This is a genomic window from Ottowia sp., from assembly GCF_016703145.1.
GTDB lineage: Bacteria > Pseudomonadota > Gammaproteobacteria > Burkholderiales > Burkholderiaceae_C > Ottowia.
Map to the genome: position 1 here is coordinate 235,033 of NZ_JADJCO010000002.1, position 18,833 is coordinate 253,865.

At 70.4% G+C, this 18,833-nt stretch carries 19 protein-coding genes, 1 tRNA gene and 1 pseudogene; 12 read left to right on the plus strand and 9 right to left on the minus strand.

Annotated elements, in window-relative coordinates; genetic code table 11:
- Positions 1 to 62: 62 nt before the first annotated feature.
- From xdhA to IPG65_RS01310, 4 genes are all read left to right on the plus strand, one after another.
- Positions 63 to 1,556 (plus strand): xanthine dehydrogenase small subunit, encoded by a 1,494-nt coding sequence (gene xdhA, locus IPG65_RS01295; protein WP_293187505.1) that lies wholly within the window; start codon positions 63 to 65, stop codon positions 1,554 to 1,556.
- The gene (gene xdhB / locus IPG65_RS01300) at positions 1,553 to 3,865 is read left to right on the plus strand and encodes a xanthine dehydrogenase molybdopterin binding subunit (RefSeq protein ID WP_293187506.1); all 2,313 of its coding nucleotides are present in this window, start codon (positions 1,553 to 1,555) and stop codon (positions 3,863 to 3,865) included. The genes xdhA and xdhB overlap by 4 nt, the downstream gene beginning before the upstream one ends.
- Before the next feature lie 78 nt (positions 3,866 to 3,943).
- Entirely contained in the window at positions 3,944 to 4,462 is a 519-nt protein-coding gene (locus tag IPG65_RS01305) for a hypothetical protein (protein WP_293187507.1), read from the plus strand.
- A 50-nt stretch (positions 4,463 to 4,512) separates the two neighbouring features.
- Complete coding sequence (locus IPG65_RS01310) at positions 4,513 to 5,850, plus strand: GAF domain-containing protein (RefSeq protein ID WP_293187508.1); 1,338 nt, start codon at positions 4,513 to 4,515, stop codon at positions 5,848 to 5,850.
- A 36-nt stretch (positions 5,851 to 5,886) separates the two neighbouring features.
- Here IPG65_RS01310 and IPG65_RS01315 read toward each other — a convergent pair whose 3' ends face one another.
- The gene (locus tag IPG65_RS01315) at positions 5,887 to 6,606 is read right to left on the minus strand and encodes a hemerythrin domain-containing protein (RefSeq protein ID WP_293187509.1); all 720 of its coding nucleotides are present in this window, start codon (positions 6,604 to 6,606) and stop codon (positions 5,887 to 5,889) included.
- Positions 6,607 to 6,847: 241 nt separating this feature from the next.
- On the opposite strand from IPG65_RS01315, the gene IPG65_RS01320 reads away from it, so the two are divergent.
- A complete protein-coding gene (locus tag IPG65_RS01320; RefSeq protein ID WP_293187510.1) occupies positions 6,848 to 7,420 on the plus strand; it encodes a mechanosensitive ion channel domain-containing protein in 573 nt (190 codons plus the stop codon).
- 106 nt (positions 7,421 to 7,526) lie between these two features.
- Here IPG65_RS01320 and IPG65_RS01325 read toward each other — a convergent pair whose 3' ends face one another.
- Entirely contained in the window at positions 7,527 to 7,682 is a 156-nt protein-coding gene (locus tag IPG65_RS01325) for a thioesterase family protein (protein WP_293187511.1), read from the minus strand.
- A 101-nt stretch (positions 7,683 to 7,783) separates the two neighbouring features.
- On the opposite strand from IPG65_RS01325, the gene IPG65_RS01330 reads away from it, so the two are divergent.
- Entirely contained in the window at positions 7,784 to 8,716 is a 933-nt protein-coding gene (locus tag IPG65_RS01330) for a zinc-dependent alcohol dehydrogenase family protein (protein WP_293187512.1), read from the plus strand.
- Between the two features lie 16 nt (positions 8,717 to 8,732).
- Here the strand turns inward: IPG65_RS01330 and IPG65_RS01335 are convergent, their stop codons facing one another.
- Positions 8,733 to 9,557 (minus strand): biotin--[acetyl-CoA-carboxylase] ligase, encoded by an 825-nt coding sequence (locus IPG65_RS01335; protein WP_293187513.1) that lies wholly within the window; start codon positions 9,555 to 9,557, stop codon positions 8,733 to 8,735.
- 202 nt (positions 9,558 to 9,759) lie between these two features.
- Here IPG65_RS01335 and IPG65_RS19290 point away from each other — a divergent pair.
- The 3 genes and pseudogenes from IPG65_RS19290 to IPG65_RS01345 all read left to right on the plus strand — a co-directional run.
- A pseudogene (locus IPG65_RS19290) lies at positions 9,760 to 9,855 on the plus strand (hypothetical protein); the annotation flags it as partial.
- Between the two features lie 4 nt (positions 9,856 to 9,859).
- Positions 9,860 to 9,988: a hypothetical protein gene (locus IPG65_RS01340; RefSeq protein ID WP_293187514.1), complete on the plus strand. Its 129-nt coding sequence runs from the start codon at positions 9,860 to 9,862 to the stop codon at positions 9,986 to 9,988.
- 2 nt (positions 9,989 to 9,990) lie between these two features.
- The gene (locus tag IPG65_RS01345) at positions 9,991 to 10,245 is read left to right on the plus strand and encodes a hypothetical protein (protein ID WP_293187515.1); all 255 of its coding nucleotides are present in this window, start codon (positions 9,991 to 9,993) and stop codon (positions 10,243 to 10,245) included.
- Between the two features lie 172 nt (positions 10,246 to 10,417).
- Here IPG65_RS01345 and IPG65_RS01350 read toward each other — a convergent pair.
- Both IPG65_RS01350 and IPG65_RS01355 read right to left on the minus strand, forming a co-directional pair.
- Positions 10,418 to 10,494 (minus strand) — tRNA-Met (locus IPG65_RS01350).
- Between the two features lie 30 nt (positions 10,495 to 10,524).
- Positions 10,525 to 11,304 carry an enoyl-CoA hydratase gene (locus IPG65_RS01355; RefSeq protein WP_293187516.1) on the minus strand — a complete coding sequence of 260 codons (780 nt, stop codon included), beginning with the start codon at positions 11,302 to 11,304 and terminating at the stop codon, positions 10,525 to 10,527.
- A gap of 99 nt (positions 11,305 to 11,403) precedes the next feature.
- Here IPG65_RS01355 and IPG65_RS01360 point away from each other — a divergent pair, with 99 nt between their 5' ends.
- The 3 genes from IPG65_RS01360 to paaK are packed head-to-tail and all read left to right on the plus strand — an operon-like array spanning position 11,404 to position 13,972.
- Positions 11,404 to 12,204, plus strand: coding sequence for an enoyl-CoA hydratase-related protein (locus IPG65_RS01360; protein WP_293187517.1), 801 nt, complete (start codon positions 11,404 to 11,406; stop codon positions 12,202 to 12,204).
- The gene (gene paaI / locus IPG65_RS01365) at positions 12,201 to 12,674 is read left to right on the plus strand and encodes a hydroxyphenylacetyl-CoA thioesterase PaaI (RefSeq protein WP_293187518.1); all 474 of its coding nucleotides are present in this window, start codon (positions 12,201 to 12,203) and stop codon (positions 12,672 to 12,674) included. The genes IPG65_RS01360 and paaI overlap by 4 nt, the downstream gene beginning before the upstream one ends.
- A complete protein-coding gene (gene paaK / locus IPG65_RS01370) occupies positions 12,671 to 13,972 on the plus strand; it encodes a phenylacetate--CoA ligase PaaK (RefSeq protein WP_293187519.1) in 1,302 nt (433 codons plus the stop codon). Before paaI ends, paaK begins: the two co-directional genes overlap by 4 nt.
- An 89-nt stretch (positions 13,973 to 14,061) precedes the next feature.
- Here the strand turns inward: paaK and IPG65_RS01375 are convergent, their stop codons facing one another.
- The 4 genes from IPG65_RS01375 to IPG65_RS01390 are packed head-to-tail and all read right to left on the minus strand — an operon-like array spanning position 14,062 to position 18,824.
- Complete coding sequence (locus tag IPG65_RS01375) at positions 14,062 to 15,159, minus strand: DUF3108 domain-containing protein (RefSeq protein WP_293187520.1); 1,098 nt, start codon at positions 15,157 to 15,159, stop codon at positions 14,062 to 14,064.
- On the minus strand, positions 15,144 to 16,925 hold the full coding sequence (locus IPG65_RS01380) for a peptidase M61 (RefSeq protein WP_293187521.1): 1,782 nt from the start codon (positions 16,923 to 16,925) through the stop codon (positions 15,144 to 15,146). Before IPG65_RS01380 ends, IPG65_RS01375 begins: the two co-directional genes overlap by 16 nt.
- Positions 16,925 to 17,641, minus strand: coding sequence for a DsbC family protein (locus tag IPG65_RS01385; protein ID WP_293187522.1), 717 nt, complete (start codon positions 17,639 to 17,641; stop codon positions 16,925 to 16,927). Before IPG65_RS01385 ends, IPG65_RS01380 begins: the two co-directional genes overlap by 1 nt.
- A 55-nt stretch (positions 17,642 to 17,696) precedes the next feature.
- The gene (locus tag IPG65_RS01390) at positions 17,697 to 18,824 is read right to left on the minus strand and encodes an FAD-dependent monooxygenase (RefSeq protein WP_293187523.1); all 1,128 of its coding nucleotides are present in this window, start codon (positions 18,822 to 18,824) and stop codon (positions 17,697 to 17,699) included.
- Positions 18,825 to 18,833: the final 9 nt, after the last annotated feature.

Below are 18,833 nucleotides of genomic sequence, written 5' to 3' on the forward strand. Positions count from 1 at the left end.
CGGACGAGGGCCGCGCACCGCAGCTTCACGCTTGCAAGAATTGCACCATACTGAAAGACATCATGAGCGCCCCCGAGTCCTCCTCATCCCCGCTGCGCCTGGTGCGGCGCGGGCAGACCGTCACGCTGGGCAATGTAGCACCCGACCGCACGCTGCTGGAGCTGCTGCGCGAGGACCTGCGCTGCACCGCCGCCAAGGAGGGCTGCGCCAGCGGCGACTGCGGCGCCTGCACCGTCGCCGTGGCCGAGCGCGGCGAAGGCGGCCGGCTGGCCTGGCGCGCCATCAACAGCTGCATCCGCCTGGCGCACAGCGTGGACGGCATGGCGCTGTGGACGGCCGAGGACATCGCCGGCGCCGACGGCACCCCGCACCCGGCCCAGCGCGCGATGGTCGAGTGCCACGGCGCGCAGTGCGGCTTCTGCACGCCCGGCTTCGTGATGAGCCTGTTCGCCCTGCACCGCCAGCGCGGCGGGCAGGCGGTGACGCGCGGCCAGGCGCTGCACGCGCTGTCGGGCAACCTGTGCCGCTGCACCGGCTATCGCCCCATCCTGGACGCCGCGCAGACCATGCACCACTGGCCCGAGCCGCCGCTGGACGAGGCCGGAATACTACAAAAACTGGAGCTGCTGGCGCAATCAGGGTGCGGGCTGGAGGCCGATTCGGCTTCAAAAAACTACTTCCTGCCCCGGACCCTGACCGAGCTGCTGGCGCTGCGCGCCGCGCACCCCGATGCGCTGATCGCCGCCGGCACCACCGACGCCGGGCTGTGGATCACCAAGCAGCACCGGCGCTTCGGGCGCGTCATCGACGTCACGCGCGTGGCCGAGCTGCGGCGCGTCGAGCGCGGCGCGGGCGTGCTGCGCATCGGCGCCGCCGCCACGCTGAACGACGCCTTCGCCGCGCTGGCCGGGGACCGTCCGCGGCTCGCCCCCTTTTTCGACCGCTTCGCCGGCCTGCCCGTGCGCCAGAGCGGCACGCTGGGCGGCAACGTCGCCAACGGCTCGCCCATCGGCGACTCGATGCCGCTGCTCATCGCCCTGGGCGCCACGCTGGCGCTGGCCGGCCCGGGCGGCGAGCGCCTGCTGCCCATCGAGGACTTCTACCTCGGCTACCGCCAGACCGCGCTGGCGCCCGATGAAGTGCTGGCGCGCATCGACGTGCCGCTGCCCGCGCCCGGCGAGGTGGCGCAGGCGTTCAAGATCAGCAAGCGCTTCGAGGACGACATCTCCGCCGTGTGCCTGGCCATCGCCCTGCGCGTCGAGGGCGGGCGCATCGCGCAGGCCCGCGTCGGCGCCGGCGGCGTCGCGGCGGTGCCGGCGCGTGCCATCAAGACAGAAGCTGCACTCACTGGCAGGACGCCGGCCTTGGCCACTTTCGATGCTGCCGCCCAGGTGCTGGAGGGCGAGTTCCAGCCCATCGGCGACATGCGCGCCAGCGCCGGCTACCGCCGGCACATGCTGGGCAGCCTACTGCGCCGCCTGGGCGCGCGGATGCAGCCCGGCGCCGGGCCGGCCCTGGCCGACCTGGCCCCCATCGACGCGGGGGCGCGGCCATGAACGCCTCGCTGCCCGACGCCGCGCTGGCCGGCCCCGCCTGCGGCGCACCCCACCCGCATGAAAGCGCCCACGCCCACGTGCAGGGCCTGGCGCCCTACGTCGACGACCTGCCCGAGCCGCGCGGCACGCTGCACGCCGCGCCCGTGCTCTCGCCCGTGGCGCACGGCCGCCTGCGCGGCGTCGACGTGGCGCCCGCGCTGGCCCACCCCAGCGTGCGCGCCGTGGTGCTGGCCGCCGACATCCCCGGCGACGCGCGGCTGGCCACGCCTGCGCACGACGAGCCCATCCTGGCCGACGGCCACGTGCACCACGCCGGGCAGGTGGTCGCCCTGGTGGTGGCCGACACGGTGCAGGCCGCGCGCCACGCGGCGCGGCGGGTGGTGCTGGACATCGAGCTGCTGCCCGCCATCCTCACCCTCGACGAGGCCATGGCCGCGCACAGCTTCGTGCTGCCGCCCGTCACCGTGGCGCGCGGCGATGCCGGCGCCGCGCTGGCCGCCGCGCCGCACCGGCTGCGCGGGCGCTTCGCCGTCGGCGGGCAGGAGCACTTCTACCTCGAAGGGCAGGTCGCCCTGGCCGTGCCGCGCGAGCAGGGCCAGTGGCACGTCCTCAGCAGCACCCAGCACCCCGGCGAGGTGCAGCACTGGGTGGCGCACGCGCTGGGCATCGCCAGCCACGCCGTGCGCGTGGAATGCCGGCGCATGGGCGGCGGCTTCGGCGGCAAGGAGACGCAGGCCGGCCACCTGGCCGTGTGGGCCGCGCTGGCCGCGCGCAAGACCGGCGCGCCCGTCAAGCTGCGGCTGGACCGCGACGACGACTTCCTGGTCACCGGCAAGCGCCACCCCTTCGCCTACGACTACGAGGTGGGCTTCGACGGTGCCGGCCGCATCCTCGGCCTGAAGCTGGACATGATGGCCAACTGCGGCTTCTCGGCCGATTTGTCCGGCCCGGTGGCCGACCGCGCGGTGTTCCATGTGGACAACGCCTACTTCCTGGAGCACGTCGCCATCCGCAGCTTCCGCTGCCGCACCCACGTGCAGAGCCACACCGCCTTCCGCGGCTTCGGCGGCCCGCAGGGCGTGATCGCCATCGAGACCCTGCTGGGCGACATCGCGCGCCACCTCGGCCGCGACGCGCTGGACGTGCGCCTGGCCAACCTGTACGGCCGCGGCGAGCGCGACACCACCCACTACCAGATGCGGGTGGAGGACAACATCCTGCCCGAGCTGCTACCAAAACTGGAGCTGATAGCGCAATACCGGCGCCGGCAGGAGGCCGTTTCGGCTTGGAATTCTGCGCACGCCGACGTCAAGCGCGGCCTGGCGGTCACGCCGGTGAAGTTCGGCATCAGCTTCACCGCCACGCTGTTCAACCAGGCCGGCGCGCTGGTGCACGTGTACACCGACGGCAGCGTGCAGGTCAGCCACGGCGGCACCGAGATGGGCCAGGGCCTGCACACCAAGGTGGCGCAGGTCGTGGCCGACGAGCTGGGCGTGCCGCTGGCGCGCGTGCTCGTCACCGCCAGCGACACCGACAAGGTGCCCAACGCCAGCGCCACCGCCGCCTCCAGCGGTACCGACTTGAACGGCAAGGCCGCCCAGGCCGCCGCGCGCGCCGTGCGCGACAACCTGGCCGCCTTCGTCGCCGGGCTGGACGGCTGCGGCGCCGGGGCGGTGTCGTTCGCCGGCGGCCAGGTCGCCAGCCCCAAGGCCGAGCGTGGCTTCGCCCAGGTGGTGCAACTGGCCTACGCCAACCGCATCCAGCTGTGGAGCGACGGCTTCTACCGCACGCCCAAGATCCACTACGACAAGCAGACCCTCACCGGCCGGCCGTTCTTCTACTTCGCCTACGGCGCGGCGTGCAGCGAGGTGGCCGTGGACACCCGCACCGGCGAATACCGCGTGCTGGCCGTGGACATCCTGCACGACGTGGGCCGCAGCATCAACCCGGCCATCGACATCGGCCAGATCGAGGGCGGCTTCATCCAGGGCATGGGCTGGCTCACCACCGAAGAGCTGGTGTGGGACGAGAAGGGCCTGCTCGCCACCCGGGCGCCCAGCACCTACAAGATCCCCACCGCCGGCGACGTGCCGCCGCACTTCGCCGTGCACCTGTGGCCCGAGGCCAACGCGGAAGACACCATCTTCCGCGGCAAGGCCGTCGGCGAGCCGCCCTTCATGCTGGCCATCAGCGTCTGGGAGGCGCTGCGCCACGCCGTGGCCGCCGCGCGGGGCGGCGAGCATCCTCGCGTGCAGATGGACGCGCCCGCCACGCCCGAGCGCGTGTGGCGGGCCATCGCGGCGCCCTGACGGCGGGCGCGAAAAGCGGGCGGAAAACCTAGAATTGCGCCCTCCGCCTCTTCCAGACATCCCGCCGGCCCGGCCCGCATGCAGCCCCCCGCAGACAGCCCCACGCCCGCCGCGCTGCTGCGGCCCGAGCACGCCGCCTGGATCGCCCGGGGCGTGTCCACCATCGTCGCCTCGCGCGACGCGCTGCACCACCCCAGCCTGATGCGCGCGGTCGGCGCCGACATCGCCGGGGACGGCGGGCGCATCACCGTCTACCTGAACCAGCTGACCGCGCGGCAGGTGCTGGCCGACCTGGAAGCCACCGGCCAGATCGCCGTGGTGTTCAGCGAGCCCAGCACCAACCGGTCGCTGCAGGTCAAGGCCCGCCGCGTCGAGCTGCGCCCCGCCGAGGCGCGCGACGCCGCCGTGCTGCAGCGCTACCTGCGCGGCATGGAATGGCAACTGGGGCAGATCGGCTTCAGCCCCGTGCACACCCGCGCCATGCTGGCCCACCGACTGGACGACGTGGTGGCCGTGGGCTTCACGCCGGAGCAGGCCTTCGACCAGACGCCGGGCCGCCAGGCCGGCGCGCCACTGGCCGGCGGTACGCGGCCATGAGGGCCGTCCAAAGCCAGCTCGTACCGCAGCCGCAGGCAGGAGGTGCTCCGGTGAACCCGCTCGCGCTCGACGACATCCGGCTCTGCCTGGAGGGCATCATCCCCGCCATCATCGCCACCTGCGCGGCCGACGGCACGCCCAACGTGGCCTACCTGTCGCAGGTCTACTACGTCGATCCGGGCCACGTCGCGCTGTCGTTCCAGTTCTTCAACAAGACGCGGCAGAACATCCTGGCCAACCCCGACGCCACGCTGCTGCTGCTGGATCCGCACACCTTCGCCTTCTACCGGCTGGGCATCCGCTACCTGCACACGCAGACCGAGGGGCCGGTGTTCGAGAGCATGCGCGCGCAGCTGGCCGGCATCGCCTCGCACAGCGGCATGGCCGACGTGTTCGAACTCAAGGGCGCCGACCTCTATGCCGTGCGCGGCATCGAGCCCGTGCCCGGCGACAGCCTGCCGCCCCCGCCGCCCCGGCGTGGCCTGCTGGGCGCGGCCCGGCGCGGCGGCGAGCAACTGGCGCGCAGCCACTCGCTCGACGAGGCGCTGGCCGCCGTGGTGCGCGCGCTCACGCAGGACCTGGGCGTGGCGCACGCCATGGTCCTGCTGCTCGACCCGGCCCAGCAGCGCCTTTACACCGTGGCCAGCCACGGCTACGCGCGCTCGGGCGTGGGCTCGGAGATCGCGCTGGGCCAGGGCGTGATCGGCATGGCCGCCCGGGCGCGCACGCCGGTGCGCATTTCCCACGTCGTCAACGCCAGCCTGTACAGCCACGCGGCGCGCCAGAGCCTGGAGCTGCCCACCGGGCCCAGCACCGACATCCCCTACCCCGGCCTGCCCCAGCCGCACAGCCAGATGGCGGTGCCCGTCGCCTCGGCCGACCGGCTGCTGGGCGTGGTCTTCGTCGAGAGCACCGAGGAGGCGCGCTTCGGCTTCGAGGACGAGGACGTGCTGGTGTCGCTGGCCAGCCACCTGGGCACCACCATCGACCTGCTGCGCCAGGACGGCGACGCCGCCGGCCCCGCCCACGGCCCGCGCCGCGCCGAGCCGCCGCCCGCCGTGCACGGCCACCTGCGGGTGCACCGCTACCGCAGCAACAACAGCATCTTCCTCAACGGCAGCTACCTCATCAAGGGCGTGGCCGGGGCCATCTTCTGGAAACTGCTGCAGGACTACCTGCGGCACGGCCGCACCGCCTTCACCAACCGCGAGCTGCGGCTGGACCCCGGCATCGGCCTGCCCGACGTGGTGGACAACCTGGAGGCGCGCCTGATCCTGCTGGAGCGCCGCCTGGCCGAGCAGCCGCTGCCCCTGCGCATCGAGAAGACCGGGCGCGGCCAGTTCCGCCTGTGCGTGGGGGCGCGGGTGGAGGCGGGCGAGTCGGAATAAGGCGAGTCTGAACAGGGCGGGGCCGCAAACGCGCTCTCAGGCCGGCACGCCCAGGCCGCCGGCGAGCCGGGCCCAGTCGTGGCCGCTCAGGTGCGGCCGCACCACGTCCAGCGCGGCGGCGAAGGCCGGGGCCGGCGCGCCGGCCTGCATGCCGCCCAGCACCTGCAGGCGCTCGGCCGGCGCCATGGCGGGGATCATCCAGCGCAGCATCGTGAGGTTTTCCTCCGGCGGGAGGCTGGCCACGATGCGCATCTCCAGCGCCTGCAGCTCCTCGTCGCCGTAGCCGTCCCACAGCACCTGGTTATGCGCGGTTTCCTCGAAGTGCATGTGCTGGAAGTTCTCGGCCACGAACAGCGCCAGTTGCCGGTACAGCGCCAGCGCGGCGGCCGCGCGCGCGGCGCCCTGGCAGGCGCCCAGCAGGGCCACGGCCTGGCGCAACTGCGCGAGCGCGGCCAGGTGGTGCGCGTGCTCCCCGGCGACCTGGGCGCTGCTGCCGGGGCGATGCGCCTCCATCGCGGGGTGGATGAAATCGTTCTCGTGGCCCAGGTGGCTTTCGCAGCATTCGGCCAGCGCCAGCACGCGCGCGCTGGCGCGCGCCACATCGGCGCCATCGCCGGCGTCCAGGCGGCCCAGGGCCGCCAGGGTGTCCATCATCATCGCGCGCAGGGCCTTGTGGATGCCCTGGTAGATGTTCAGGCGCGGCAGCGCCTCGGCCAGGGTCTGGGCGGCCTGCATCTCGCGGGGGTCGATCTTCATGCTTTTCCTCTCAGGGGCCGTTTTCAGGTCTTGGCCCGTCAAAAACCCGCCGCTCCCTTGAGCCGCGGTAAGGGGAAAAGTCTAGGAACGCCGCCGGCCCGGCGTTGCTAAGAGTTTGCTAGCCGCATCCTAAATTCTTGCTAAACGGTGTGGCGGGCGCCCCTGCCTTTACGATCGGCGGCGACGGCGGGCCGCTTCCGGGCCCGCGCCATGACTTTCACAGGTGACCATGCTCGAACTGATGCGCCGATTCCGAACGCGCCTGCCCGACTGGATGCAGGACTGGCTGGAAATCCTCATCCCGGGGCTGCAGATCGCCCTGGTCCTGCTGGCCGCGTGGCTGCTCAACTGGCTGGTCAAGCGCGTGATCGCCCGCGCCGGCCGGCTCTACGGCCTGCCACCCGAAATGTTGGTGCCCTTGCGCGGCGCGTGCCGCTGGCTCATCGCCGCCGCCGCCGCGCTGCTGGTGCTGGAGCGCCTGGGCGTGTCCGCCGCCGTGCTGTGGACGGCCTTCACCGGCTTCGCCGCCGTGGGCGCGGTGGCCTTCTTCGCGGCGTGGAGCGTGCTGTCCAACCTGTTCTGCGCCATGCTCATCTTCGTCGCCCAACCGCTGCGCCTGGGCGACGACATCGAGGTGCTGGACATGGCCGAAAAACCCGGTGCCAAGGGCCGCGTGATCGACATCAACTTGCTCTACATCACGCTGCGCGAGGCCGGCGAGGCGGGCGAGCAAGACCGGCTGCTGCAGATCCCCAACGCGCTGATCTTCCAGCGCGTGGTGCGCCGCTGGCCAGCGGGCGGGATCGTGTCCTGAGCGGGGATAAATCAATCTGGAAAGATTGCGCCCCATCATAAAATAGGGCCAGATAAGAATCTTCTTGTTGCAAATAGGAAAATTTTCATCTGACCCTAATTAATATCTAATTAATCTGCTGGTAGAGATTCGCGGCGCGCAGATACTCCACTATTGCATCCTGACAATAGTCGAGATAGACGGAATTGTGGATGTGACCGAAGATATCGATATGACGCATCGAGACGCGGAACTGGGCGTGGCACTTACGTTCTTCAGTCATGCGTCATCCAAAAAGAAACGTTCATTTCTCTCGCCTTGACCAATGGGAATTCAATGCATCAACGGGCGATTATCCATGAGTTCGGAGATGCACGCGACGTCGTGAAACTCGAAAGCCATGGCCTGGCGCCGCTTGCAGCGAACAGCGTTCGGATCCGGATGACGGCGCGCGCAATCAACCCGTCCGACCTCATCACGATTTCCGGCGCCTATCGATCGAGGACGCAATTGCCTTTCCTGCCCGGCTTCGAAGGCGTCGGCGTGGTTGAAGAACTCGGGGCTCAAGTCAGCGGGATCGCAAAGGGTGCGCGTGTCATCCCCATCGGCTCGGCTGGTGCCTGGCAGGACGTGAAGGACAGCGAGGCCGCATGGTGCTTGCAGGTGCCGGATGGCGTCGACGACGAGCAAGCGGCAATGAGCTACGTCAATCCCATGACGGCCTGGGGCATGCTGCATGAAGTTGCCAAAGTGCGGCCCGGCATGCGCATCGCCGTGACTGCGGCGGGTTCCGCCATCGGCCAGATGATCGTTAAGCTTGCCAATATCGCTGGCTTGCGACCGATCGCGCTGCTGAGAAGCGAACGCGCCAAGCGCAATCTCGCGGGCCTGTCCGCCGACCTGATTCAATATGCCGGCAGCACGGAGTCTCTCCATGGGAGCGACGTCTCGGCGCCCGTCGACAAGGTCGATGCGATCTTCGATTGCGTGGGCGGACAGGGCGCGCTCCCGCTCACGCATCTCTTGCGCCACAACGGCATGTTCATTCACTACGGGCTGTTGTCGGGGCAACCGATCCCTTCGAAGCTTTGGTCGGAAAGACCCGACATCGACTTCCAGATGTTCCATCTGCGAAGCTGGATTCGCGAGATTCCCTTCGAAAAAGTGCAAGCGACCTATGCGCAGGTCGGTGCATTGATCGCCAATGGCGAAATACGCTCGAACATTCGCAGCCGCTATCGGCTGAACGATGTGAAGGCAGCGCTTCGCGATGCGAGCAATCCCTTGGCCGAGGGGAAGGTCCTGATCGCCCCTTGAATAGGCGTGCCGCGCATCAAACGCCAACGTCTCCCGTCGAGAACGATTGGACCTCGCCGTCAGGCTTCTCCAGCAAGAGAAGCCCGGTGCTGTCGACGCCAAGGCAACGCCCTTCGACACGCTCCGTGCGCGCTTCATTGAGAGCGACGGTCATGACTTCGCCACGGCGCCAGATGTTGGCGGTGTAGGTCTGCGCGATCGATGCGAATCCATCTCGCGTCCAGATATGGAACTGCTCGACCCAGGTATTCGCAATTTTCTCGATGAGGTCCAGACGCTCGATCGGATGAAAGCGCCCCAGGGACGTTGTCGGATAAATGGTTTCGGACGGTGCCGCCAGGAGGTTCACGCCGATCCCGACATAGATGCGTGCCGCGTCGATTTCGATCAGGGTTCCTGAAATCTTGGCGTCATCGACCACCACATCGTTCGGCCACTTGATTCTTGCGACTGCTTGGTCACCTATCAATTTCTGCAGGACGCCGTGAATCACCACGCCCGTCATCAAAGACAAGGTCGAAAAATCCTGGACCACGGAGGGGCGGGGCGCTGCAATCGTCATGGACAGGTTGTCCGCAGGGGCGTGCCACACGCGTCCGTAGCGACCACGACCGGCCGTCTGCCTTCGTGTCGACACCACGAACACGCCGCTCTCGCCCTTGTCGACCAACCGCTTCGCCTCTGCGTTGGTGCTGTCGAGCTCTGCGTAGTCTTTGAAAATCATCTCGCTGTTCCAGATATCCATGGCGCCGCACACATCGAGACCTGACGTCTGTCCACACCCCTCGAGGGCCGAGCACTGCAGCCATCGGCGGCCCTGCTCGGTCAGTGCAGTGACCATACTGCAACCTGAATCCAGCAGTTCGTCGTGCCCTCGAAGGTGGCCGTCGCGTCTTTCGTGCGGGCGGACGGGACGAGGCTTGCCGACCTTGGAGCTCTGGGAAGCACCGGGTCACGGCCGCCTGCTGTCGGCCTAGGGTCAGATAAGAATTTTCTTGTTGCAAACGTGGGGACCGCAAACCCCCGCACACCTCATTTGAGGTATGGCCTTCCCAAATTTTTGCGATATCCCTGTGCCGCCGTGCGCGCATTCGTTCAAATACCGCCTGTTTTTTGGCGATGCCACGGAGTGCGGAGTGCGCTATGACAACGAGCGTGGCAAGGGTGACCATCGCCACCTGGGCGGCGTGGAAACACGCCTATGCCTTCACCACGCTGGACGCCTTGCTGGCCGACTTCGAGCGCGACGTAACCTACTGGAAAGCGAGCTGAACATGCCCAAAGCCATCATCGAAATTCAGGCGCAGGCGCGATTCTTCCAGGCCGCCCGGCGCGGCGCCGCGGCCATGCAACGCCGCAAGGGCGATGCCGACTTTTACCTGAGCTACCCCAGCGCCCGCGACCTCTACAGCGACCTGACCCCGGCCCGGCTGGGCTTGCTGGGGCTGGTGGAGCAGACAGAGGCGGGGGCGTGGCGCGTGCCGTTCAATGGCGTGGAGATTCGCGTGGCGATGGTGCATGCGGCGTAGCTGCCGTTTCCAGGACCAACCAGCGCCAGATGGCCTCGACGGCTCTCCGCTCCACGTGGTCCGCTGCACCCGAGGGGGCGTTTTCATCTTGGGAGCGGCCCGATGAAAAAAGCCCTAAGGTGTTGATCCTTAGGGCTTTTTGGACCTTCGCGCACGTCGGCGGAAGGTGATGTGGTGGTGGTAGGTGGAATCGAACCACCGACCTTGGGGTTATGAATCCCACGCTCTAACCGTCTGAGCTATACCACCGGAACCGCGCATTATAGGGGCAGAAAAAGCCTATCGGTGCCTGAACCGCGCCGGCCGCTTGCCCACGAAAGCGTCCATGCCTTCCTTCTGGTCCTCGGTGGCGAACAGGGCGTGGAACAGGCGCCGCTCGAACATCACGCCATCGGGCAGCGTGCCTTCGAAGGCGCGGTTGACGCATTCCTTGGCGGCCATCACGGCCAGCCGGCCTTGGCCGCAGATCATCAGCGCGGCGCCCAGGGTCTCGTCCATCAGCTTGTCCAGCGGCACCACGCGGCTGACCAGGCCGGCGCGTTCGGCCTCGGCGGCGTCCATCATGCGGCCGGTGAGGATCAGGTCCATGGCCTTGGCCTTGCCCACCGCGCGCGGCAGGCGCTGGGTGCCGCCGGCGCCGGGGATGATGCCCAGCTTGATCTCGGGCTGGCCGAAGCGGGCGTTGTCGGCGGCGATGATGAAGTCGCACATCATCGCCAGCTCGCAGCCGCCGCCCAGGGCGAAGCCGCTGACGGCGGCGATGACGGGCTTGCGGATGCTGCGGATGGTTTCCCAGTCGCGCGTGATGTAGTCGTCCCGGTACACGTCGGCGAAGCCGTAGGTGGCCATGGCGCCGATGTCGGCACCGGCGGCGAAGGCCTTCTCGCTGCCGGTGATGACGATGCAGCCGATGGCCTCGTCGGCGTCGAACGCCTTCAGCGCCTGGCCCAGCTCGACCATCAGCGCGGGGCTGAGCGCGTTGAGCTGCTTGGGGCGGTTGAGCGTGATGACGCCGACCTGTCCGCCTTCGGTGCGGACGTCGATGAATTCGTAGGCCATGGGGCGGATCTCCTGAAATGCCGATGACTATACCGGCGCCGAATTAGCCGACCGGCTGGTTGGCGAATGGTAAATTGCGGCCCCAGGAGACAAAAGACCATGAGCCAGACAGAACCCGCCGTCCTGTACGAGGAGGAGGGCGCCATCGCGGTGCTGACCCTCAACCGACCGCAGTCGCTCAACAGCTTCACGCGGCAGATGCACCGCGATCTGTGGGCCGCGCTGGACCGCGTGGAGGCCAGCCAATCGGTCCGCGCGCTGGTGCTCACCGGCGCCGGGCGGGGCTTTTGCGCCGGGGCCGACCTGTCGGAATTCGACTTCAGCGAGGGGCCGAACCTGGCGCGGCGCGCCGACCCCGGCCCGGTGATCGAGCAGGCCTTCAACCCCACCACGCGGCGGCTGACCCAAGTGCGCGTGCCCACGGTGTGCGCCGTCAACGGCGTGGCGGCGGGTGCCGGCGCCTCGGTGGCCATGGCGTGCGACATCGCCATCGCCGCGCCGGGCGCCAGCTTCATCCAGGCCTTCAGCAAGATCGGCCTGGTGCCTGACAGCGGCGCCACCTGGTTCCTGCCGCAGCGCGTGGGCCTGGCGCGCGCGCTGGCGCTGGCCATGACGGGCGACAAGCTGGGCGCGGCCGACGCCAAGGCCATGGGCCTGATCTGGGACGTGCAGGACGACGCCCTGGGCGCCGCCAAGGCCTTGGCCCAGCGCCTGGCGGCGATGCCCACGCGCGCGCTGGTGGCCACGCGCCACCTGCTGCGCGGCGCGCACACGCACACGCTGGATGAGCAGCTCGACATCGAGCGCGACGCGCAATCGCGCCTGGGCTTCACGCACGACTACATCGAGGGCGTGACGGCCTTCCTGCAGAAGCGCGCGCCGAGGTTCAAGGGCGAATGATGGACGCACCCGATCCCCAGGATCTCGCCCGCCGCGTGGGCGAGGCCATGTTCGCCGCCGACCGCGCCTCGCGCGACACCATGGGCATGGAACTGCTGGCCTGCGAGCCCGGCCGCGCGCGCATGCGCATGGCGGTGCGGGCGCTGCACCTCAATGGCCACCGGATCTGCCACGGCGGCTTCATCTTCACGCTGGCCGATTCGACCTTCGCCTTCGCCTGCAACAGCCGCAACCACAACACGGTGGCCAGCGGCTGCGGCATCGAGTTCCTCCAGCCCGCGCACGAGGGCGACGTGCTCACCTGCGAGGGCGTGGAGCAGACCTTGAACGGCCGCCACGGCGTGTACGACATGCGCGTGACCAACCAGAAAGGCCAGGCCGTGGCGCTGTTCCGCGGCAAGAGCGCGCAGATCAGCGGCACGGTGATCCCGGCCGGCGACGAACCCACCCCAACGGAGACAAGAACATGAGCGCCAAGCACTTTCCCCTGGAGCCGATCGAGAAGGCCAGCCTCGACGAGCTGCGCGCCCTGCAGCTCAAGCGCCTGCAGGCCACGCTGGCGCATGCCTACGCCCACTCGCCGGTGTACAAGGCCAAGTTCGACGCCGCCGGCGTGCATCCCGACGACTGCCGTTCGCTCGCCGACCTCGCGAAGTTCCCCTTCACCACCAAGCAGGACCTGCGCGGCAGCTACCCCTTCGGCATGTTCGCCGTCCCGCGCGATCAGGTGGCGCGCATCCACGCCAGCAGCGGCACCACCGGCAAGCCCACGGTGGTGGGCTACACGCGCAAGGACATCGACACCTGGGCCGGCGTGGTGGCGCGCAGCATCCGCGCCGCCGGCGCGCGGCCGGGCGACATGGTGCACATCAGCTACGGCTACGGCTTGTTCACCGGCGGCCTGGGCGCGCACTACGGGGCCGAGAAGCTGGGCCTCACGGTGGTGCCCTTCGGCGGCGGCCAGACCGAGCGGCAGATCCAGCTCATCCAGGACTTCAAGCCCGACATCATCATGGTCACGCCCAGCTACCTGCTGGCGGTGTGCGACGAGGTCGAGCGCGCGGGGCTCGACCCCAAAAGCACCAGCCTGCGCCTGGGCATCTTCGGCGCCGAGCCCTGGACCAACGAGATGCGCCAGGCCATCGAGGCGCGCATGGGCATCGACGCGGTGGACATCTACGGCCTGTCCGAAGTCATGGGCCCCGGCGTGGCCAGCGAGTGCGTGGAGACCAAGGACGGCCCGACGATCTGGGAAGACCACTTCTATCCCGAGATCATCGACCCCGACACCGGCGCCGTGCTGCCCGACGGCGCCAGCGGCGAACTGGTCTTCACCAGCCTGACCAAGGAAGCGCTGCCCATCATCCGCTACCGCACGCGCGACCTCACGCGCCTGCTGCCGGGCACCGCGCGCACCATGCGCCGCATGGAGAAGATCACCGGCCGCAGCGACGACATGATGATCATCCGCGGGGTCAACGTGTTCCCGACGCAGATCGAGGAGCTAATCCTGAAGCGCGCCGAGCTGTCGCCGCACTACCAGTGCCTGCTGCTGCGCGAGGGCCCGCTGGACAGCCTGAAGGTGGCCATCGAGACCGCGCCCGGCGTCAGCCCCGACAGCACCGAGGCGCGCGCCGCCGCCAGGCTGCTGCAGCACGAGATCAAGGTCTTCATCGGCTCCAGCGTGGAGATCGAGCTGAAGGGCGAGGGCGGCATCGAGCGCAGCGTGGGCAAGGCGCGGCGGGTGGTGGACTTGCGCGGGAAATGACCGGCCCCGGGGGGCTGGCACCGGATTTCAAGTCAATTTGGCCTTCAGCCAGTGTGGATATTGTGTCGTCAGCTATATAAAAAATAGCATCAACGCTGCTCGATCGTCTCCACCAGCAGGTCCATGAAGGTGTCCGCCCCTTGCGTGATGCGGATGCGCACCGGCAGGTGCTGCAGCGCGGGGGCGTACCAGATCTCGGCCGTGATGGGGCCGCGCGGGCGCGCCAGCGGGCGCGGCTTCAGGTGCAGGGCCTGCACGGCGCCCAGGCGCGGCAGGTGCAGCGTCTCCTCGCCCACCACGTCGTAGGTCCACTCGTCCACGCCGCCGGGGCGGGCCAGCCACACGCGGACCTGCGCGCCGGGCTCCAGCCGCGCCTGGCCGGTGGCGAAGCGCTGGCCCAGTTCGACGAACTGGCTCGCCGCGTCCTGCACGGCCTCGGGGCGGGGCACGCGCTCGCCGCTGTGCAGCCGCACGTCCTCGCCCAGGCGCACGCCGCGCCGGCGCTGGCGCACCTGCTCCTCGTACACCTCGGGCCGCAGGCCCTGCTCGGTGATCTCGCCCTGGCTGGTGAAGCGCGAGGACAGCAGCAGGCCCACGTCCAGCCGCACCACGGCCTGGTAGCGCGTGCCCTCGCGTTGCCACAGCACCTCGGCGTCGCCGTGCAGCTCGCCGCGGTAGTGGCCGCCCAGCCGGTAGGTCAGGCGCGTGTCGGCGGGCCAGCGGTCCAGGAAGGCCGGCGGGGCGGCGCTGGCGGCGGGGGCCGCGGGCTCGGCGGCGGGCGCCTCGGCCACCTGGGGGGCCGAAGCGTCTTCCGCGGGCTCGGCGGGCGCGCTGGCGACGGCTTCGGGCTCGGGCGGCGGCGCGGCGCCGGGAGTGGCATCCGGGGATTGGTTTGCTCTTTTTTTTGGAGCTGCTCGCGCTTGATGGATGCGGGCTGAAGACCGATTTGGCTTGGATTTTGCCGCTCGCGGCGGCGGCGCGGGCGCCTCGGCCGGCGTCGCCTGCGCCGCGATGGTGCGGGTGTAGAAGGGCGGCGCCACCGGCGCCAGCAGGCTGGGCGGCTGCAGCAGGCGCGACAGCGCGGCCAGCGCCAGCAGGTGCAGCGCCACGACCAGGGCCAGCGCCAGCAGCAGCGCCCGGCGCTCGCGCTGGGCGGACAGGGGCGCGGGGCTCAGCGGCCCGGCCACGTGCGTGCGGCGCCCGCGTCGTCGCGCAGTGCCAGGCGCCAGGTGGTGCAGGGGCCGGGCAGGGTGAGCGGCAGGCGCAGCAGGCGCTGGTCGCGCGCGATGATCGCGGTGACCTGGCGCGCGGGGCCGGCGAACAGGGGCACCTCGTCCAGCCGCGCCAGCCGCCAGGCCGCCGGCTGGCCGCGCGGCGCGGCGGCGGGCACGTCGATGCCCAGCCACTCGTCGCCCGCCGCCAGGCCGGCCTCGGCGGCGGGGCCGCCGTCGAGCACCACCTTGATCGTGACGCCGCGCTCCTCGGCCACGCGCAGGCCCAGCGCCTGCGCCAGGGGCGACGGGTCCTGCACCACGTCCACGCCGTGCGCCTTCAGCAGCGGTTCCAGCGGCAGCTCGCCGGTGCCGTGCACCCAGTCGGCCAGTTCGCGACCGAAGGGGCGCGCGCCCAGCTCGGCCAGCACGGCGGCGACGTCGTCCTCGCGCATCGGCCCGCCCTGGCAACGGCGCCACAGGGCGCGCATCACGTCGTCCAGGGTGGCGCGGCCCTCGCCGCGCAGGGTCAGGTCCAGGCACAGCGCCACCAGCGCGCCCTTGCTGTAGTAGCTGATGGTGCTGTTGGGGGTGTTCTCGTCGGGGCGGTAGTAGCGCACCCAGGCGTCGAAGCTGGCCTGCGCCACCGACTGCGCCCGCCGGCCCGGCGCCTGCAGCACCTGGTTGAGGGTCTTGTTCAGCAGCTTCAGGTAGGCGGCGTCGTCGATCAGCCCCGCGCGGCGCAGCAGCAGGTCGTCGTAGTAGCTGGTGAAGCCCTCGAAGAACCACAGCAGCTCGGTGTAGTTCTCGCGCGCGTAGTCGTAGCGCGCGAACTCGGCCGGCCGCAGGCGCTTGACGTTCCAGGTGTGGAAGTACTCGTGGCTGATGAGGCCCAGCAGCGTCACGTAGCCGTCGCCCAGGCGCGCCGCGCTGGCGGCTGCGCCCAGGCGCGGCAGGTCGGCGCGGGTGCAGATCAGCGCGGTGCTGGCGCGGTGCTCCAGCCCGCCGTAGCCGTCGGCCACGGCGTTCAGCATGAACACGTAGTGCCCCTGCGGCGGCGCCTTGGCGCCGTGCCAGAAGCGGATGGCGGTCTCGCAGATCTTCTGCGCGTCGCGCAGCAGCCGGTCGCCGTCGAACGAGGCGGGCGCGCCGGCCACGACGAAGCGGTGCGGCACGCCGGCGGCGGTGAACTCGCCGCTCCAGAACGCGCCCATCTCCACGGGGTGGTCCACCAGCTCGTCGTAGTCGGCGGCGGCGTAGTCGCCGAAGCCGTCGGCATCGACCTGCACGGCCGTCATGGCGGTGGCCAGCCGCCAGCCGGGCGCGCCCCGGGGCCGGCGCACGGTGAGGGCCTGCGCGCCGGCCTCGCGGCCGTGCACGCGCAGCAGCAGGCTGGTGCCGTTGAAGAAGCCGCGCCGCGCATCGAGCCAGGCGGTGCGCACCGAGTGGTCGAAGGCGTGCACCTCGTAGCGCAGCACCAGCGGGCGGCGCGGGTCGGCGTCGATGGTCCAGGTGCACTTGTCCACCTGCCGCACGGCGCGAGACGCGCGGCCCTGGCGCGCCGTCAGGCCGTGGAGGTGGCGCGCGAACTCGCGCACCAGGTAGCTGCCGGGGATCCACACCGGCAGCGACACGGTTTGCTCCGCCGCGGGGCGCGCGATGCGCAGCTCGACCGCGTAGCGGTGGCCGGCCAGGCTGGCGGCCTCGACGCGGTAGTGGACGGCGGCCGCCGTGTCAGCCATCAGTTTTTCGCGAGAAGCTGCTCGATCTGCGGCGCGTTGATGGCGCCGGGCACGCGCTGCCCGCCCGCGAACACCAGGGTCGGCGTGCCGGTGATGCGGTATTTGCGGGCGAACTCCAGGTTGGCGTCCAGCGCCTCGGTGTTGCAGTCGCCCTTGCCCTTGGGCGTGACGTCGCGCACCATCCAGTCGGTCCAGGTCTTGCCCTTGTCGGCGCTGCACCAGATCTGGCGCGACTTCACGGCCGAGTCCTCGCCCAGGATCGGGATCAGGAAGAAGTGCACGGTGACGTTGTCCACCTTCTGCAGGTCTTTCTCGAAACGCTTGCAGTAGCCGCAGTTGGGGTCCTCGAACACCGCCAGCCTGCGCTTGCCGTTGCCGCGCACGATGGTGAAGGCGTTCTTCAGCGGCAGGTCCTTGAAGTCGATGGCGGTGAGCTTCTCCATGCGCTCCTCGGTCAGGTTCTTGCGCGCGCGCGTGTCCAGCAGCGTGCCCTGGAGCAGGAAGTTGCCCTCGGCGTCGGTGTAGAGGATCTCGTGGCCGATGCGCACCTCGAACAAGCCGGGCATGGGCGTCTTGCTGATCTCGTCGATCTGCGTCAGCGCCGGCATGCGCTCGGCCAGGTTCTTGCGGATGGCGGCGTCCTGTGCCGGGGCCAGCAGGGGCAGCGCCAGGGCCAGCGCGGCCAGGCTCCAGCGGAGGGATGGGGATGTGTTCATGCGGTATGGATCGGTTGAGGCCCGGAGGCCGGTGAAAGTGTGAGCCGCGCCGTGCTCAGGCGGTTCCCATGGCCAGCCGGGCGATGCGCGACTTGAGCGGGCCGCTGCGGTCGAACAGCGTCATGCCCCAGTTGCGCAGCGCGGCGGCCATCGGTCCGGGACGGCCGAAGAGCTGCTGCAGGCCGTCGGTGGCCAGGCTCATGCGCAGCCAGTCGCCCTGGCGCGCGCGCTCGTAGCGGCGCAGCAGCTTCAGGTCGGCCGGCGAGCGCCAGTTCTCGCGCGCGGCCAGCACGCGCGCCAGCTCGGCGGCGTCGCCCAGGCCCACGTTCAGGCCCTGGCCGGCCAGCGGATGCAGGGCGTGGGCGGCGTCGCCCGCCAGCGCGAAGCTGGCGCCCGGCCGGCCCGGCATCGGGCCGACCCAGCGCGCGGCGCGCGCCAGCAACAGCGGCCAGGCGGCGCGCGCGCCTTGCACCTGCAGCGCGCCCAGGGCGCCGCCGCTCAGCGCGGCCAGGCGGGCGGCCAGGGCGGCGTCGTCCAGCGCGGCCAGCGCCGGCGCGGCTTCGCTGCGCACCGACCACACCACCGCCACCTGGCGGCCCTGCGGCCCGCCCAGGGGCAGGAAGGCCAGGATGTCGCCCTCGGGCGTGAACCACTGGCGCGCGACCTGCCCGTGCGGCCGCTCGCAGTCCAGGCGCGTGGCGAGGGCGTGCTGCGGGTAGCGGGTGGTGTCGAAGTCCACGCCCAGCTCGGCGCGCGTGGCGCTGGCGCGGCCCTCGCACACCACGGTGAGGGGGGCGGGCACGGGCGCGACCACCGTGTCGATGCCGCTGTGGTAGCCCACCGCCTCGGCCAGTTGGCGCTCGAGCGTGGGCACGTCCACGATCCAGTTCAGCGCTGGCACGCCCTGCTCGGCGGCGCTGAAATGCACCGCGCCGTGCTGGTCGGCCTGCACCTCCATGGCCAATACCGGCGTGGCGGCCGGCTCGGGCGGCCAGCAGCGCAGGCTTTGCAGCAGCGCGCGCGCGGCCGGGCTGAGCGCGTAGGCGCGCACGTCGGCGCGGGCATCGGGATGGGAGGGTGGCGCCACCAGCGCCACGCGCAGCCGCTCGCGCGCCAGCAGCAGCGCCAGCGAGCGTCCGACGATGCCGGCGCCGCGGATGCAGATGTCGTGGGGGGCGGCCATGCGGGCATT

What these genes read in the sequence shown, in the direction of transcription:
- IPG65_RS01345 (WP_293187515.1), top strand. Translation starts at nt 9,991, where the DNA reads ATGCCCAAAGCCATCATCGAAATTCAGGCGCAGGCGCGATTCTTCCAG.
- xdhA (WP_293187505.1), top strand. Translation starts at nt 63, where the DNA reads ATGAGCGCCCCCGAGTCCTCCTCATCCCCGCTGCGCCTGGTGCGGCGC.
- IPG65_RS01320 (WP_293187510.1), top strand. Translation starts at nt 6,848, where the DNA reads ATGCGCCGATTCCGAACGCGCCTGCCCGACTGGATGCAGGACTGGCTG.
- IPG65_RS01340 (WP_293187514.1), top strand. Translation starts at nt 9,860, where the DNA reads ATGACAACGAGCGTGGCAAGGGTGACCATCGCCACCTGGGCGGCGTGG.
- paaK (WP_293187519.1), top strand. Translation starts at nt 12,671, where the DNA reads ATGAGCGCCAAGCACTTTCCCCTGGAGCCGATCGAGAAGGCCAGCCTC.
- xdhB (WP_293187506.1), top strand. Translation starts at nt 1,553, where the DNA reads ATGAACGCCTCGCTGCCCGACGCCGCGCTGGCCGGCCCCGCCTGCGGC.
- IPG65_RS01305 (WP_293187507.1), top strand. Translation starts at nt 3,944, where the DNA reads ATGCAGCCCCCCGCAGACAGCCCCACGCCCGCCGCGCTGCTGCGGCCC.
- IPG65_RS01315 (WP_293187509.1), bottom strand. Translation starts at nt 6,606, where the DNA reads ATGAAGATCGACCCCCGCGAGATGCAGGCCGCCCAGACCCTGGCCGAG.
- IPG65_RS01360 (WP_293187517.1), top strand. Translation starts at nt 11,404, where the DNA reads ATGAGCCAGACAGAACCCGCCGTCCTGTACGAGGAGGAGGGCGCCATC.
- IPG65_RS01355 (WP_293187516.1), bottom strand. Translation starts at nt 11,304, where the DNA reads ATGGCCTACGAATTCATCGACGTCCGCACCGAAGGCGGACAGGTCGGC.
- IPG65_RS01390 (WP_293187523.1), bottom strand. Translation starts at nt 18,824, where the DNA reads ATGGCCGCCCCCCACGACATCTGCATCCGCGGCGCCGGCATCGTCGGA.
- IPG65_RS01335 (WP_293187513.1), bottom strand. Translation starts at nt 9,557, where the DNA reads ATGGTCACTGCACTGACCGAGCAGGGCCGCCGATGGCTGCAGTGCTCG.
- paaI (WP_293187518.1), top strand. Translation starts at nt 12,201, where the DNA reads ATGATGGACGCACCCGATCCCCAGGATCTCGCCCGCCGCGTGGGCGAG.
- IPG65_RS01325 (WP_293187511.1), bottom strand. Translation starts at nt 7,682, where the DNA reads ATGACTGAAGAACGTAAGTGCCACGCCCAGTTCCGCGTCTCGATGCGT.
- IPG65_RS01385 (WP_293187522.1), bottom strand. Translation starts at nt 17,641, where the DNA reads ATGAACACATCCCCATCCCTCCGCTGGAGCCTGGCCGCGCTGGCCCTG.
- IPG65_RS01380 (WP_293187521.1), bottom strand. Translation starts at nt 16,925, where the DNA reads ATGGCTGACACGGCGGCCGCCGTCCACTACCGCGTCGAGGCCGCCAGC.